The sequence below is a fragment of the Lachnospiraceae bacterium JLR.KK008 genome (genome assembly GCA_037015955.1).
Taxonomy (GTDB): domain Bacteria; phylum Bacillota; class Clostridia; order Lachnospirales; family Lachnospiraceae; genus VSOB01.
Genome location: CP143548.1, coordinates 732,338 through 748,020, shown reverse-complemented (window position 1 = coordinate 748,020; position 15,683 = coordinate 732,338). Strand labels below are relative to the sequence as shown.

Annotated in this window: 13 protein-coding genes; 3 read left to right on the top strand and 10 right to left on the bottom strand. The window is 53.4% G+C overall.

The genetic code is table 11. The features are described from left to right. Positions 1–3: 3 nt before the first annotated feature. The 6 genes from V1224_03765 to V1224_03740 all read right to left on the bottom strand — a co-directional run bounded on the left by V1224_03765 (position 4) and on the right by V1224_03740 (position 7,338). On the bottom strand, positions 4–1,599 hold the full coding sequence (locus V1224_03765) for an HAD hydrolase-like protein (GenBank protein WWR16578.1): 1,596 nt from the start codon (positions 1,597–1,599) through the stop codon (positions 4–6). 42 nt (positions 1,600–1,641) lie between these two features. After that, entirely contained in the window at positions 1,642–2,382 is a 741-nt protein-coding gene (locus V1224_03760) for an FCD domain-containing protein (protein WWR16577.1), read from the bottom strand. A 45-nt stretch (positions 2,383–2,427) separates the two neighbouring features. Then, the gene (locus tag V1224_03755; GenBank protein WWR16576.1) at positions 2,428–3,540 is read right to left on the bottom strand and encodes a D-TA family PLP-dependent enzyme; all 1,113 of its coding nucleotides are present in this window, start codon (positions 3,538–3,540) and stop codon (positions 2,428–2,430) included. Positions 3,541–3,554: 14 nt separating this feature from the next. Beyond that, positions 3,555–4,022 carry a RidA family protein gene (locus V1224_03750; protein WWR16575.1) on the bottom strand — a complete coding sequence of 156 codons (468 nt, stop codon included), beginning with the start codon at positions 4,020–4,022 and terminating at the stop codon, positions 3,555–3,557. A 91-nt stretch (positions 4,023–4,113) separates the two neighbouring features. Next, positions 4,114–5,736 carry a D-aminoacylase gene (locus V1224_03745; protein ID WWR16574.1) on the bottom strand — a complete coding sequence of 541 codons (1,623 nt, stop codon included), beginning with the start codon at positions 5,734–5,736 and terminating at the stop codon, positions 4,114–4,116. A 114-nt stretch (positions 5,737–5,850) separates the two neighbouring features. Continuing rightward, positions 5,851–7,338 carry a sodium:solute symporter family protein gene (locus V1224_03740; protein WWR16573.1) on the bottom strand — a complete coding sequence of 496 codons (1,488 nt, stop codon included), beginning with the start codon at positions 7,336–7,338 and terminating at the stop codon, positions 5,851–5,853. 378 nt (positions 7,339–7,716) lie between these two features. Here V1224_03740 and V1224_03735 point away from each other — a divergent pair, with 378 nt between their 5' ends. The 3 genes from V1224_03735 to dgoD all read left to right on the top strand — a co-directional run bounded on the left by V1224_03735 (position 7,717) and on the right by dgoD (position 10,550). After that, on the top strand, positions 7,717–8,664 hold the full coding sequence (locus tag V1224_03735) for a sugar kinase (protein WWR16572.1): 948 nt from the start codon (positions 7,717–7,719) through the stop codon (positions 8,662–8,664). A gap of 34 nt (positions 8,665–8,698) precedes the next feature. Further along, on the top strand, positions 8,699–9,328 hold the full coding sequence (locus V1224_03730; GenBank protein ID WWR16571.1) for a bifunctional 4-hydroxy-2-oxoglutarate aldolase/2-dehydro-3-deoxy-phosphogluconate aldolase: 630 nt from the start codon (positions 8,699–8,701) through the stop codon (positions 9,326–9,328). Positions 9,329–9,401: 73 nt separating this feature from the next. Further along, positions 9,402–10,550: a galactonate dehydratase gene (gene dgoD / locus V1224_03725; GenBank protein WWR16570.1), complete on the top strand. Its 1,149-nt coding sequence runs from the start codon at positions 9,402–9,404 to the stop codon at positions 10,548–10,550. 138 nt (positions 10,551–10,688) lie between these two features. Here dgoD and V1224_03720 read toward each other — a convergent pair whose 3' ends face one another. From V1224_03720 to clpB, 4 genes are all read right to left on the bottom strand, one after another. Beyond that, on the bottom strand, positions 10,689–10,925 hold the full coding sequence (locus V1224_03720; protein ID WWR16569.1) for a hypothetical protein: 237 nt from the start codon (positions 10,923–10,925) through the stop codon (positions 10,689–10,691). Between the two features lies 1 nt (position 10,926). Next, positions 10,927–11,073 (bottom strand): hypothetical protein, encoded by a 147-nt coding sequence (locus tag V1224_03715; protein ID WWR16568.1) that lies wholly within the window; start codon positions 11,071–11,073, stop codon positions 10,927–10,929. Between the two features lie 58 nt (positions 11,074–11,131). Next, positions 11,132–12,883, bottom strand: coding sequence for a dihydroxy-acid dehydratase (gene ilvD / locus V1224_03710; GenBank protein ID WWR16567.1), 1,752 nt, complete (start codon positions 12,881–12,883; stop codon positions 11,132–11,134). Between the two features lie 115 nt (positions 12,884–12,998). Further along, a complete protein-coding gene (gene clpB, locus V1224_03705) occupies positions 12,999–15,581 on the bottom strand; it encodes an ATP-dependent chaperone ClpB (protein ID WWR16566.1) in 2,583 nt (860 codons plus the stop codon). Positions 15,582–15,683 lie beyond the last annotated feature (102 nt).

Genomic DNA, 15,683 nt, shown 5'->3' with positions numbered 1-15,683 from the left:
CGCTTACCGCTGCGCCGCGCGCCTGTGAATCCGCAGCAGACTTAAGCCGCAGAGTGTCAAAAATATGGCACAATTTACCGGCGTACCGATCGCCGCCGAGACAGCCGGATCGTATGTCAAAGCAAATACCACCGCATTAGCCACACCATGTACAAAGACCGGCGCCTTAAAGTCTCCCGTCATCTCATAGACATCAACGATCACCAGACCGAGCAGCGTTCCGTACAATGCCTGCACCGGATTGCCATGATATGCGCCAAACAGCACCGAAGAAACGACCGCCGCCGGAAGGACGGAAAAATATTTTTTCATCCTGTTATAAATCAGCCCCCGGAACAACAGCTCCTCCGCCGCAGGCGTGATCAGTCCGTACAGGAACAGTCCCCATACAAGCGGCATCTGGTATTGGGTTCTCTGTACTTCCGTATACTGCGCAGAAAGTTCCGTGATCTTTAGCAGTGCAAACAGAATATTGACTCCCAGCGCCGCCGTCCCTGCCAGGATACCGAGCGTCAAAAAGGAAATCTTTCGCCTGGGCGGCCATTTTGTCCGCTCCCTTCGCCAGAGTGGAACTAAAATACCTGCCCCGGCCATAATGGAAACAGCTCTTGTCAGATAGGTCACGGCCATTTTGTTTTCATAGAACCATGCCTCTGTCGTCTCGCCCACCCCCGTCAGAAGCTGCACCATTGTCGCGATCACGAGATAACACGCATTATATCCGAGATAATAGAGGATGAACGGCAGCAGCATATGCCAGGTACGCAGAAACACGCTGGAATTTTCCGCCGGAGCCTGAGCCGGCGCCGCCCCGCCGTCATTTGCCTGTCCCTGCCGCATGGCCGGCCCGCCGCCGGATGTCCTGCGCTTCCACATCGGCCCGCCGCCTGTCTGCCAGGCCGCCTTGTTGCCAAGCAGCAGTTTTTCCAGCTCTCTCACCGACCTGACAATATAGTCCGCTCCGGCGTTTTTCAGCTCTCCCTTGGCCGCATAGCCGTAGGAGACACCTATGGAAGTCAGTCCGAACTCTTTCGCGCCACTGATGTCAAACTTCCGGTCGCCTACCATGGCTCCCGCACTTCTGTCTATTTCCTCCCCGGCCTTTATAACATCATCGTCATTTTCTCCACAGACAGCCGCCAGGCGCCGCAACGTTTCCTCCACTACTTCTTCCTTCTCGCAGCGGCTGCCGTTCAGATCGCTGCCCGTCACCACATCAAAATAAGACTTCAGACCGAAGTGTTCCAGTATCCGTTCCACATAAACCTCCGGCTTGCTGGAGGCGACTGCCAGCTTCACACCGGCTTCCTTCAAATGCTCCAGCATCTCCGGAATGCCCGGATACACTTTATTTTCAAATATCCCGATCGGCGCAAACCGTTCCCGGTAATCGGCGACGGCAAACGTGGCTTCCTCCTGCGTCATCCCGTAAAAATCCATGAAACTGTCCACAAGCGGGGGCCCGATAAAGGGCTCCAGCTTATTCAGATCAGGTTCATGGATTCCCCGTCTGCGCAAAGCAAATTGTACGCTTTTCGTAATCCCTTCTTTCGGGTCCGTGAGTGTCCCGTCAAGATCAAACAATACATATTGAAACATAATCATCCCCATCCGCCGCATGTGCACAGAACGGACTGCCCGCTATATGATCTGCTGCCCGTTGATAAAGGAGATCCCCTGCCTCATAGCCGCTCTCCGAAGCTCCTGCCTGTTAAACATCAGGTGCATGTGCATCATATCCTGCGCCCAGCTCGCATCCCTGCGCCGGATACCCTCGAGTATTTCCCGATGCGTGGCTACCGTCTCCGGCGTCTTCTCCCGTTTCGTATAGTGAATGAACAGCTCCACGGCTTTGTTGATGATCGGGATCAGATTCGGCGCCACCAGATTCCCGCTTGCCTCTGCAATGCAAATGTGAAACCTCGTGTCCGGATAAAGCCGTTCCAGATCATTGTCATCAAAGACCTCCATCTGATCACAGAGACGCTCCATCTCCAAAATCTGATCCCTTCTGGCATTGGCCGCCGCCATAGCCGCGATCTGCGGTTCGATCATGATCCTGAACTCCAGCAGATCCCAGGTCAGTTTAAACTGGTCATGGATCAGCTCCAGCCCCAGCGGATCGTCCGCGATCCCTCTCATCTGTGACAGATACGTACCTGACCCCTGTTTCACTTCCAGAATATTTCTGGAGACAAGTATTTTGATCGCCTCCCGGACCGTACTCCTGCCTACGTCCAGCTCTTCCGCCATCTCTCGTTCCGTTCCAAGCCGGTCCCCCGGAACAAGACGATGTTTGGCGATATATTCCAGCATCTTCTCCGAGGTCTGTTTCGCCAGTGTCATTGGCACTTTCTGTTCTACATTTTCCAATTCTGTCACACTTCAATCCTGTCTGTCTCAAATTATTATATCATTATAATATCATCAAATCGTAATTTTGCGGTTTCTGGCAGTCACTTCCCACCAGTCATCCAGTTTCCCACCGGCAACGACCGGCACTTCCGGATAGAGGGCGCTCGTCGGGCATACATGGGTCGGAACCGCAAACAGGACCGTTCCCACCGGCGGAATGTCCTGCACATGCTCCTGCGGCACACGCACGACCCAGTGTTCCTCATTCTGGAGCACAGTCTGCGCATATTCCATGCCGGCGATCACCGCCCGCTCCCCGGCCGGATCGCTGGCAACCGCCTTTGTCCCCATATCCAGCGTAAACTCATATCTGCCGGGACGGCTGACCACTCTTGTCAGCACTGCCGCTCCCGGCACGAAGGGCAGGTCCGGATACGCCTGGGCATACCCCGCATCCTGAATCACGCATGTCCCCGGGCTTAAATACTCCCCGGTCAGTTTCTGATGACAGGGAAAGGAGGGCGTCCCTCCCATGATCATGATCTCACAGGCATAACCTTCCTCCGTCAGACGCTTCTTAACAGCCTCCAGCGCCTCGTCTGCCTCCCGGACATACCTCTCCCGCACAGACACATCCGACTCATGGCGATGACCGTCATAGCAGTGCATTCCTTCCGGTTTTACACCCGCGATTTTGCTCCATATGTGATAAGTCTCCCCGACTGACGGAATCGGAACGCCCGTTCTGTGCTGACCCATATCCACATCGACAAGAAGAGAAACTTCCTCCCCCGCCTCCACAGCCGCCTCTCCGATCCGCTTTACCTGTTCCGTATTGTCGGAAACAGCATAGAAGTAAGTGCCGGGAAACTTCTTCTTCAGAGTCAGAAACCGTTCAATATTGGGCCCCAGAAGCGGATACGCCAGCACCGCCCGTTCTGCGCCGGCTTCCCCGCACATTTCGCACTCTGCAATCGTCGCACATTTAAATCTGGAAATCCCCATCTCCATTAAGAGCCGGACCATTTCTATCATCTTATGCGTCTTCACATGCGGCCACAGACGCTCACTGCCACCGGCCAGCCGGATCATAAGGCGGATATTTTCCTCAATGATCTCTCTATAGTAGACGAGCTGAGGGGAAATGATGTCCTCCTGCCCCGCAAAGCTATATCTGTTTTCCATATCTCAGTCCCCGTTTATTCGTATTCCACCAATACCTCGATCTCCACAGCGATATTACCCGGCGTGGCATTGACGCCGATCGCCGTCCTCGCCGGCAGTCCTCTCTCCTCGCCAAAAAGCTCCAGAATCAGATTCGAACCGCCGTTTACAACCTGCGGCTGCTGATAGAAATCATCCGCACTCTGGACAAAGCCAAGCACTTTGACAAAGCGCTTGATCTTGTTCAGGTCTCCCAGTTTTGCCTCCAGATTCGCCAGCAGATTGAGCATACAGTTATATGCCGCCTTCTGTCCTTCCTCCACAGTCAGATCTTTTCCCAGTTTCCCGATGACCGTATTGCCGTTTCCAAGGTCCGGTCCGCAGCCGCTGCAGTATAACAGGTTATCGCCAAACTCCATCACCGGCGTATAGACGCCCCCTTTTGGCGGCGGCGCCGGAAGTGTGATCCCTTTTTCTTTTAACACATCATATACATTTGCCATTTTTTCTCTCTCCTTTTCCATTTTTCTATTTTCAACCACTGTCTGGTATTGATTCGGTTTTGAGCCATTCACTTGATTCATTGAATGTGATCTATGTTACAAGCAGAAGGCTGCCGTTTTGGACGTCTTCCACTCTCCGGTCGTGGTCGACCGCCATCTGACCGTTCACAAACACATATTCCAGACCGGTCGCCAGATTGGCGGGGCTTTGGAACGTCGCATTGTCCCGGAACTGCTCCGGCCGGAATACGAGAATGTCCGCATACGCGCCTTCTGTGATCCGTCCTCTGCCTTCCAGCTTCATACGCCGGGCCGGCTGATCCGTCATCTTATGAATGGCCTCTTCCATCGTGTACAGGCCTCTCTCCCGCACATACTCCCGCAGTACCTTCGGAAACGCACCGTACATCCGCGGGTGCGGCGTGTCCGTATCCGCATAGATGGCATCCGAGATAATATTGGAATACGGCAGCTTCGCGATCGTGTCAATGTCATCCTGACACATGCTCATATTGATGATCGCCGTCTTCCCGTTTTCCGTGTGCATCAGATCCGCCGCCAGTGCCTCCGCATCGGGATACCCGAACTTTGCCGCCGCATCTGTCACTGTCATACCGAGCATCGGACGGAATTTATCTTCCGTCACACCACTGATTATAATACGTTCCCAGCCAAGTGTCACGCAGAAATTGTCCCAGTCCTCGTAGGGAATGCGGCTGCTCCTGCGAAATTCCTCAACTCCCTCCGGCGTACCCAGCCGCTGAAGCGCCCTTGTCATATCTCCGGCCACAAATACCGGAGGAAGCATCGTCGTCAGCGCCGTACTGCCTCCCTCATAGGGATAAAAGTCACAGGTTACATCCTGTCCGGCCGCCCGCGCCTCTTCGATCAGGGCGATCGCTTTATGAATATCTCTGCGCCAGTTATCGACACCGCAGCTCTTAAAATGACTGATCTCCAGCGCACAGCCGGCTTTCGCGGCAATCCCGATCACTTCCCGGATGCTTTCAACCAGACTGTCGCCCTCTCCGCGGATATGGACGGTGATCACTTTGCCGTGTCTGCCCACCGGTTCCAAAATATAGGTAAACTCATCCGCCGAAGAATAGCATTCCGGCAGATACATAATGCCAAGGGAAATACCGCAGGCGCCCCTCTCCAGTGCATCTTCGATCAGCGCTCTCGCTTTATCCAGCTCTTCCTTTGTATAAGGCGTGTCAGCAAATCCTCTGACTGCGATTTTCACTGCCCCGGTACCGATCATCGTCGCAAAGTTAAGCGGCAGCCGGGCTTTCCCGAGCGCTTCCAGATACCCCGCATAAGTTCTCGGCATCTCCAGCGTCAGCGGGCCAAGCACCGCCTCGTCAAAATCATACATTTCCCTGGCGCCCGCATCGTCCTCCGGACAGGGTGTCGGACTGATACCGCAGTTGCCGACAACTGTCGTCGTGATCCCCTGCGCCAGCTCACGCACGCCGAACGCCGGATCATTCAGGGGCTTCGCGTCACAATGTCTGTGAATATCCACAAACCCGGGACAGACAATGCTGCCCGACACGTCAAGTATCTGACTGGCATCCTTCGCTGCCTCCGCAACTTCTGCCGCCGCTCCCACTTTCACGATGCGGTCGTCCCTTATCAAAACGTCTGCCTTCCTTCCCGGATTTCCGAGCCCGTCATAGACCAGTCCGTTCTTTAATAATATTCCTGCCATAGCTCCTCCCATTTCACCGACAGAAAACGGAGGAAAGACGCTGCCTCCTCCCTCCGTTTCCGCATGTTATGTATCGCTTCCTCTCAGGGAAGTCTGTTTCCTCTCGCTGTCTCTTTATTTGCCGTGACGTGCCGCAAACACAGCTTCCACTCTCTCATTCTCCGGTGTCGTATCTTCCGGTGTCACCAGACTGACGATAACGCCAAATACAAGGCTGATGATCGTCGCCGGAACCGCCGCGCCGCCCAGTGTCGTATTCACCCAGTTCTGAACCGCACCGGAGCAGAGGAAGATCACGCCAAAGCCAGTGCCGGAAAAGATCGCTGCCAGTCCTCCCTGCCAGGTCGCTCTCTTCCAGAGCCGTCCCATAAACATACAGACTGCTACGCCGGGAAGCAGAGAGCCGACAACCGACTGGATATACCCGATTACGTCATTCACAAGCAAAGTAATCAAAAATGCGATCGTCAGCGTTACGACAAGCGCGATCCGGGAGAATTTCGGATAGTCTTCTTCTTTGATCGTCTTCCCGGTAACACTCGGATAGACGTCAGTCAGCAGAATCGTAATGCCGGAGATGGCATCGGAATCACCGGATGACATCGTCGCGGAAAGACCTGCGATCATCAGAAGCAGACCGAATACCGGACCGAGCACATGTGTCGCCATGAAGGAAAACGCATAGTCGCTGGATTCCAGTGTGACTCCCTGATGTGTGGCGATCGTAAAGGCGCTCATACCAATGATTGCGGTGACAAAGCTCCAGAAAAACAGCATAATGCCGGACGACATAAACGCTCTCCTGGCAACACCCTCATCGGCCGAGGTATAGATACGGGTCCGATGTGTCGGCGTTCCGATTACGCCCATATAAGTAGATAATACAAGTGCGATGGCTGCCATCACACCATAATTCCCCAGTCCGTAAAAGCCCATGGCGCCACTCTTGTCGGCTGCCTCAAAAGCCGCCGTGATCTGTGCGAAACCGCCTGCTGCCGGAATCGCCTTCACTGCGATCAGCGCAAAGCCGGCAACGATCACACAGAACTGTACGGCGTCGGTAACGACAACTGCCAGATAACCGCCGATAAATACATACACTGCAAATGCCAGCACTGTAATCAGTTTGCACATGATATCACTCATGCCCGTGATATATGCCAGATATTTGGAGCCGCCGTTCATATGATTGCCCAGCCATATGATCTCGATCACAAACATCATAAAGCCCATGACCTGACGCACAATTTTCTTGCCCCCGTAATAATACTGTGCTTCCTCTGACATGGTAATGAAGTTTTTCTTCCGCACCTTTACGAACATCAGCATCGTCAGGATTCCGGTGCTGGCGCCAAGGCCATAGATAGCGCCTGCCCAGCCGCTGTTATAGCCGTTGGAGATGGCTCCCATGGAAGAACCGGTTCCAATCATCGTCGCCCCGACGGTACAGAAAATCAGAAAGAAGCCAAGATTGGCACCTCCTGTCAGGAAATTAGAGCCGTCCGTCTTGCCCTTTGTTGATACAATGCCTACAAGAATCATGATCACTATGTAAGCAAGAAATCCGCCAATAAACAACGGCACATATTTGGGATCTAACATTTCATCTTCCTCCTGTCTCACTCATTTTTCTGCGCGCATCCTCTCACCTCTCATAATTTGTCTGATGATTTATGAGGTATGTTTTGACTGTAACAGTTTTATGCACTTCTGTCAACAAAATATGACCTGTTTTTGTCTGTTTCTTGTATTTTTAAACATTTTGTACACGAATCACTCGTTTCTTTTGTGCAATATGACTCTTTTCATTTTTGTCCATGCCATGTATATTATAGATAAATGGGAAGCTGTTTTGTTATTTTTTGTTTGCTTCCATACGAAAAACAACATTTTCAGGACGACAAACGCCAAAATTCATATGACAATTTCCACGTCCATGTCAAATTTTCCCATACTAAATGTAATCAGGAGGAAAACAGTATGCCGCAAATGATCACGATAGGAGAAACGATGGCCGCCTTCACTCCGGGCAGTAACGGTCCGCTTCGTTATATTAACGATTATCATATGCGTATTGCAGGTGCGGAAAGCAATGTCGCCATTGGCGCCGCCAAATTAGGAATTGACGCCGCCTGGGTCAGCCGGCTCGGGGAAGACGAGTTCGGTCACTTCATCTGCAATCAGACACGGTCCGAAGGAGTGGACTGCCGCCATCTGATCTTCGACCGGGAACACCCGACCGGTGTCATGTTCAAGGAGACCGGCCCCGGTGAGACAAAAGTTTTTTATTACAGGTCCGGCAGCGCTGCCAGCCATATGACGCCGGACGATCTGGACGAATCGCTCTTTGCACAGACAACGCTTCTGCATATGACAGGAATCACACCGGTGCTCAGTCAGGACTGTGCCGATATGACCAGAGCCGCTTTTGATCTGGCGGAAAAACATGGGCTGAAGATCAGCTTTGATCCCAACATCCGCAAAAAGCTCTGGAAAGACAGAGACTTCGGGGACCTGATCCGCAGCCTGACCCTCCGAAGCCATATCGTACTGATGGGACTGGAGGAAGGAGAATTTTTATTCGGCAGCCGCATCCCGGAGCAGCTCGCAAATACGGTATTTTCCAAAGGAAAGGCACAGACTGTCATTCTCAAGGACGGGGCAAACGGCGCTATCGTCATGACTCCGGAGGCAATCACCCCTCTCGCACCCTATCCATGCCATTGTATAGAGCCGATCGGCGCCGGAGACGGATTCAATGCCGGTTTCCTGTCCGGTTTCCTTCAGGGAAAAGATCTCCTCACCGCCGGGCAGATGGGCTGCATCTGCGGCGCACTCGCCACCCAGACACCGGGTGATGTGGAAGGCTATCCAGACGCCATGCAGATGGAAGCCGCATTAAACGGAAACGCTCTCGTATATCGGTAAACTGTAGACAACTCACAAGGAGGTAACAATACTTATGGATATGTACTCTGTCGTCAGCAAAAACCCTCTGCTGGCTATCATGCGCAATGTACCGCTGGAAAAGACGATCGATTATGCCGACGCCGTCGTCAACGGCGGCATTCCATTTTTTGAAGTGGCGCTGAACAGCACACACGGACTTAAGCAGATCCGTATGCTCCGCGATCACTTCGGGGATTCCTGTATGATCGGTGCGGGCACCGCAATCACTATAGAGCGGGTGAAAGCCGCTCTCGATGCTGGCGCCCAGTTTCTGCTCACACCGGGGACACCGCCCGACGTACTCGAATACTGCGCCAGGCATGACATTATGCTGCTACCCGGCGTACTGACGCCCTGTGATGTGGCGACTGCGCTGGAGTTCGGTTTCCGGACGATGAAACTGTTTCCGGCAGGAAGTATGCCCCGCTCTTATGTCAAAGATTTGAAGGGTCCCTTTGACAATACCAACTACATGGCAATCGGCGGCGTCAGCCCGGACAACATTCACGAATTTTTTGAAGCCGGCTGTATCAGCGCCGGCCTGGCAAGCAGCCTGATGCCAAAAAGCGTCGTCGAAAATGGAAACTGGGAAGAAGGCTCCGCCTATATCCGCGATCTTGTAAAAAGAGCGCTCGGACAGTAGATGTCTCCTGAAACAGCCAGAGAATAACCGCAACTATAATCCAGAAATACACAGTATGAAATGGAGGATAAAAATGAAGATCAGAGAAGTCAATACTTATTATGTGCGTCCCAGATGGGGATTTGTGGAGATCATCACTGACGAGGGGCTGAGCGGCTGGGGAGAAGCCGTACTGGAAGGGCATTGTCATGCGGTGCTCGCCTGTGTGCAGGAGATGAAAGATTATCTGCTGGATGCGGACCCGTCCAATATCGAGGACATCTGGACGACATTATACCGGGCTGGCTTTTATCGTGGCGGCGGTGTTCTGATGAGCGCAATCTCCGGTATCGATCAGGCGCTCTGGGACATCAAGGGGAAAGTGCTGGGCGTTCCCGTGTATGAACTGCTCGGCGGGAAATGTCATGATAAGATGAAAGTGTACAGTTGGATCGGCGGCGACCGCCCGAGCGATGTGGGCGCGGCAGCTCTCGAACGTAAAAATGCCGGTTTCACCGCCATCAAAATGAACGCCACCGAAGAACTGCAGATGGTGGATACCTATGATAAAGTCGACGCCGTCCTGGAACGGGTCGCTGCGATCCGCGAGGCCTGCGGAAAATATTTTGGCATCGCCATCGACTTCCACGGCCGTGTCCACAAACCTATGGCAAAAATACTGGCAAAGAAGCTGGAAGAATTTGATCCGATGTTCATCGAAGAGCCGGTACTCTGTGAAAATATGGAATACTTCCCGGAGATCGCAGCCGCCTGCAACATTCCCATCGCCACGGGAGAACGTCTGTTCAGCAAATATGATTTCAAACGGCTGCTGCAGATCGGCGGCGTTGACATCATTCAGCCTGATTTAAGCCACGCCGGCGGTATCACCGAAGTAAAGAAGATCGGCGCAATGGCGGAAGCCTATGACGTGGCGCTGGCGCCTCACTGCCCGCTCGGTCCGATCGCTCTGGCAAGCTGCCTGAATGTGGACGCCGCTTCTTATAACGCAGTCATTCAGGAACAGAGTATGGGCATTCACTACAACGTAGGCAAGAGTGTTCTCGACTACGTCAACAATCAGGAAGATTTCGCATTCGTGGACGGTTATGTAAACCTGCCAAAACTTCCCGGTCTCGGCGTAGATGTCAACAAAGACCTTGTGACGGAAGAAAACAGAACGCCGCATAATTGGAAAAATCCCGTATGGCGGCACAAGGACGGTTCGATCGCAGAGTGGTAAGAATGACCGCCGTCTTTAAGCCCTGTCTGTTACAGCACAAACGCCTCCCCGCGCATTACGCATGAGGAGGCGTTTTCTTTTTCCGATTGTTCCTTTCCGACTGCTCTTTTCTGACTGCTTTTTTCCGGTTTCCTGTTCTTAAAATCCGGCCATCATCAGACCCATAAGCTGGTCTCTCTGTACGGCATCCTGTTTCCCCTTCACACCGGACGCCATTCCCTCCAGCTCCGCCTCACTGGCCGCGATGCGCATGAGTTTTTCCTGAAACTCCCGCTTTTCTTCCTCTGCCTCCCGCGCCCTGCGCTCGGCCTGTGCCTGGCTGCGCAGTTTGATGGCATGTTCCATGGAATCCAGCATCTGTGTCATATTGACCATACTACCTGCCTCCTTTCGTTGATACCAAAGAAGAAACGAGATGGCGCCCGGATACGTTCGGTATCCTCAGGGCGCCATCCATTGCTCTCTGTGTCATTGCCGGTCCTGTCATCACAGGACCATCTGTCATCTCATTCTTATCTGTCACTTTTTATATCGGCTGTTTCTGTCATTTCTTTAGATGCCTTTCAAAACAGCCGCTCATATCAATCGAAAGTGAGATATGCCCCTTTCATCGGACTGGCCGCATGTTCACTGAACAGACGCAGAGCGCCGCTTTTATATCGCAGTTCTCTCGGCTTCCAGTTTTTCCTGCGCTCAGCGAGAATTGCATCGATCTCCTCCGGTGTCTTTCGCTCTCCCTTCACGCCAATGATATTCAGCTTCCGTTCCATGACATCAATCTCAATCAGATCTCCCTCTTCCACAAGTGCGATCGGTCCGCCGTCCGCCGCCTCCGGGCTGCAATGCCCGATGACCGGACCGGTGGATGCGCCGGAGAAACGGCCGTCTGTGATCAGCGCAATGCTCCGCCCCAGTTCCCGGTCACTGCTGATCGCCTCCGAGGTATAAAACATTTCCGGCATACCGCTGCCTTTCGGTCCCTCATAACGGATGAATACGGCATCGCCTTTCTCCACCTTATGTTTCAGCACTGCATCCAGACATTCTTCCTCACTGTCAAACGGTCTGGCCCGCAGCACTGCCCGGAACATTTCTTTCGGACAGGCCGTATGCTTGATGACGGCGCCTTCCGGAGCCAGATTACCGCGCAGTATGGCGATGCTGCCATCTGTGCCGATCGCCCTGTCATACGGACGGATAATATCTTCTTTTGTCACGGCGCAGCCGTAACGCCGGTTGAAATCGTCAAGCCACTTGCCGCAGCGCTCATAGAAGCCACTGCGCTTTAATTCTTCCAGATTCTCTCCCAGCGTCTTCCCGGTCACGGTCATCACATCGAGATGGAGGGAGCCTCTGATTTCCTCCATGATCGCAGGCACACCGCCCGCATAATAAAAGACTTCCGCCGGCCAGCGGCCTGCCGGACGCACATCGAGCAAATATCTGGCACTGCGGTGCAGACGGTCAAAGGTATCCCCCGTGATCTCGATTCCCAGCTCATGGGCGATGGCCGGAATGTGCAGCAGACAATTCGTGCTGCCGGATACCGCCGCATGGACGAGGATGGCGTTTTCAAAACTTTTTATCGTCACAATATCACTGGGTCTCATATGTTCCATGAACGCCAGCTTCACCGCCTGCTTTCCGGCCTGAGCGGCATACGTCAGCAGATCGGGACTCGTCGCCGGCATCAGTGCGCTTCCCGGCAGCGCCAGGCCAAGTGCCTCCGCCATGATCTGCATCGTGGACGCCGTCCCGATGAAGGAGCAGGCGCCGCAGCTTGGACAGGCATTGTGTTTCGCCCAGTTCAGCCTGTCTTCGTCGATCTCTCCCCGCTGGAATTTCGCGCTGTACATACCGAGCTGTTCGAGCGTCAGCATGTCCGGACCGGCATTCATCGTTCCCCCCGGGACGACGATCGCCGGAATGTTGACTCTGCACAGGCCCATCAGATTACCCGGCATCCCTTTATCGCAGCTTGCCAGATAGACGCCGGCGTCAAAAGGCGTGGCGCCTGCCTGGATCTCAATCATATTGGCGATCATCTCCCGGCTGACCAGGCTATAGTTAATCCCGTCCGTCCCCTGGCTCTCACCGTCACACATATCCGTGCAGAAATAACGGGCGCCGTGGCCGCCCGCCTCAGCCGCTCCCTTTTTTACCTCTTCCACCAGAATATCCAGATGCCCGCTCCCCGGATGGCTGTCGCCAAAGGTGCTTGAAATAAACACCTGTGGCTTCGCCAGATCCTCCGGACGCCAGCCTGTGCCGATCCGAAGCGGGTCCAGCTCCGGCGCCAGTTTCCTCATCTTCTGACTCGTCAATTCGCTCATACCCATACCCCTTTCTCCTGCAATCTTATCCTGTCAGATACCCCTGTACATACACAGAGCGGAAACAGCACACCTGCGGTTTCCGCTCTGCATTGCCTTCTTATTTTATTATAAATCAGGCTTTTTCCGCCGTCAATCCACCGTCTCTGACATCGATCCGGATCGTATCGCCGCTTTCCACCGCATCCGCGAGGATGAGTTTCGCCGACAGGGTCTCCACATGCTTCTGGATATATCTCTTCAAAGGCCGCGCTCCATAGACAGGATCGTAGGCACTGTCCACGATAAACGTCTCCGCTTCCGGTGTCAGAGCCACGGAAAGTTCTCTGTCCGCAAGCCGGCGATTCAGGTCGGCAACGATCAGATGAATGATGCCGCCGATATTATCCTTTGTCAGGGGTTTGAACAGGATCGTCTCGTCCAGACGGTTGAGGAACTCCGGACGGAATGCGCCGTGCAGCTCGTTCATCACCTGTTCCTGCGCTTCTTTTCTGATGTTCCCGTTTTCATCGATGCCTTCCAGCAGATGCGGCGCACCGATGTTGGATGTCATGATGAGGATCGTATTTTTGAAATCCACGGTCCGCCCCTGCGAATCCGTGATCCGCCCGTCGTCAAGCACCTGTAATAATACGTTAAATACATCCGGATGGGCTTTCTCAATCTCATCAAACAAAACGACCGCATAGGGTTTGCGTCTGACTGCCTCTGTGAGCTGTCCGCCCTCCTCATAGCCGACATATCCGGGAGGCGCACCGATCAGTCTGGAAACTGAGTATTTCTCCATATACTCGCTCATGTCAATACGGACCATATTGTTCTCATCGTCAAACAGGGCGGCCGCCAGAGCCTTCGCCAGCTCTGTCTTGCCAACGCCAGTAGGACCCAGGAATAAGAATGAGCCAATCGGCTTGCCCGGATCTTTGATCCCTGCCTTGGAACGGATAATCGCCTCCGTCACTTTGGTGACGCCCTCGTCCTGTCCCACGACCCTCCGGTGCAGTTCTTCATCGAGGTGCAGCGTCTTGTTTCGTTCGCTCTCCGTCAGTTTGACGACCGGAATACCGGTCCATCTGGAGATGATCTTCGCAATCTCTTCCTCCGATACATTCTCATGGACGAGTGAAAGTTCACGGCTCCTGATCTCTTCTTCCTCAATCTCCAACTGCTTTTTCAGTGCCGGCAGTCTGCCGTATGAAAGCTCTGCCGCCTTTTCCAGATTTCCCTCCCGCTGGGCGATCTGAATCTCACTGTTGATACTCTCAATCTCTTCCCGCAGTCTTGACAGCTTTTCAATCGAAGCCTTTTCATTGTCCCACTGTGCCTTCCGGTTCTGAAACTCCGCTTTCTGCTCAGCCAGTTCCTGCTGCAAGGCCTCCAGCCGTTCTCTGCTCAGACGGTCGTCCTCTTTTTTCAGGGCGGCTTCCTCGATCTCCATCTGCATCACTTTGCGCTGCAGCTCATCCAGTTCCGTCGGCATCGAATCCAGTTCCGTCTTAATGAGCGCACACGCCTCATCGACGAGATCGATCGCCTTATCCGGCAGAAACCGGTCCGAGATATAACGGTTGGACAGCACCGCCGCACTGACAAGGGCGGCGTCCATAATTTTCACCCCGTGAAAGACCTCATAGCGCTCCTTGAGACCGCGCAGGATCGAGATCGTATCTTCCACTGTCGGCTCCTGTACCATGACAGGCTGGAATCGCCGCTCCAGCGCCGCATCCTTTTCGATATATTGTCTGTACTCATCCAGTGTCGTGGCGCCGATACAATGCAGCTCGCCTCTGGCAAGCATCGGCTTTAACATATTACCCGCATCGAGCGCGCCGTCCGTCTTGCCGGCTCCGACGATCGTATGCAGCTCATCGATGAACAGAATAATCTGCCCGTCGCTGTTTTTGACATCTTCAAGTACGGCTTTCAGCCGCTCCTCAAACTCGCCTCTGTATTTTGCGCCGGCAACCAGTGCGCCCATATCCAGGGCGAATATTTTCTTATCTTTTAACCCCTGCGGCACATCGCCCCGCACAATACGCTGTGCCAGGCCCTCCACGACCGCGGTCTTACCAACGCCCGGTTCCCCGATCAGCACCGGGTTATTTTTCGTCTTGCGGGAGAGAATGCGGATAATATTACGGATCTCACTGTCTCTGCCGATGACCGGATCGAGCTTCTGGTTTCTTGCCCGTTCCACGAGATCCTGTCCGTATTTCTCCAGCGTATCATAAGTCGCCTCCGGATTGTCACTCGTCACCCGCTGATTTCCCCTGACTGTGGAAAGCGCCTGCAGGAAACGTTCTCTCGTAATGCCATATTCCTGCCAGATTGCCTTGATCTCTCTGTTTGGGTACTTCAGCATCGTCAGAAACAGATGTTCCACGGAGACATATTCGTCTCCCATCTGTTTCGCCTCATCTTCCGCACTGATCAGCGCTTTGTTCAGGTCCTTGCCCATATAGACCTGACCGCCCTGCACTTTCACTCGCTTTTCGATCGCCTTCTTGGCCCGGTCCACAAAGTGAGGCGCATTGATCTCCATCTTTTCGATCAGTTTCAGAATCAGACTGTCCTCTATGCTAAGAAGGCTGTATAAGAGATGTTCCTGCTCGATCTCCTGATTGCCATATTCATAGGCCAGCTTCTCACACCGCTCCACAGCCTGCATGGATTTCTGTGTAAATTTTGAAATGTTCATAGCCAGACCTCCTTCGGTTTGTCACTTGTTTAGTGTTTGCATGTTCTACTATTTCTATAACAATTTTCTTTACAGTGACACTATAGCACGCATTGTTAGCCA

Excerpts from the sequence above, each read along its gene's own strand:
- V1224_03765 (WWR16578.1), bottom strand. The coding sequence starts at position 1,599 with ATGTTTCAATATGTATTGTTTGATCTTGACGGGACACTCACGGACCCG.
- V1224_03755 (WWR16576.1), bottom strand. The coding sequence starts at position 3,540 with ATGGAAAACAGATATAGCTTTGCGGGGCAGGAGGACATCATTTCCCCT.
- V1224_03750 (WWR16575.1), bottom strand. The coding sequence starts at position 4,022 with ATGGCAAATGTATATGATGTGTTAAAAGAAAAAGGGATCACACTTCCG.
- V1224_03745 (WWR16574.1), bottom strand. The coding sequence starts at position 5,736 with ATGGCAGGAATATTATTAAAGAACGGACTGGTCTATGACGGGCTCGGA.
- V1224_03740 (WWR16573.1), bottom strand. The coding sequence starts at position 7,338 with ATGTTAGATCCCAAATATGTGCCGTTGTTTATTGGCGGATTTCTTGCT.
- V1224_03735 (WWR16572.1), top strand. The coding sequence starts at position 7,717 with ATGCCGCAAATGATCACGATAGGAGAAACGATGGCCGCCTTCACTCCG.
- V1224_03730 (WWR16571.1), top strand. The coding sequence starts at position 8,699 with ATGGATATGTACTCTGTCGTCAGCAAAAACCCTCTGCTGGCTATCATG.
- dgoD (WWR16570.1), top strand. The coding sequence starts at position 9,402 with ATGAAGATCAGAGAAGTCAATACTTATTATGTGCGTCCCAGATGGGGA.
- V1224_03720 (WWR16569.1), bottom strand. The coding sequence starts at position 10,925 with ATGGTCAATATGACACAGATGCTGGATTCCATGGAACATGCCATCAAA.
- ilvD (WWR16567.1), bottom strand. The coding sequence starts at position 12,883 with ATGAGCGAATTGACGAGTCAGAAGATGAGGAAACTGGCGCCGGAGCTG.
- clpB (WWR16566.1), bottom strand. The coding sequence starts at position 15,581 with ATGAACATTTCAAAATTTACACAGAAATCCATGCAGGCTGTGGAGCGG.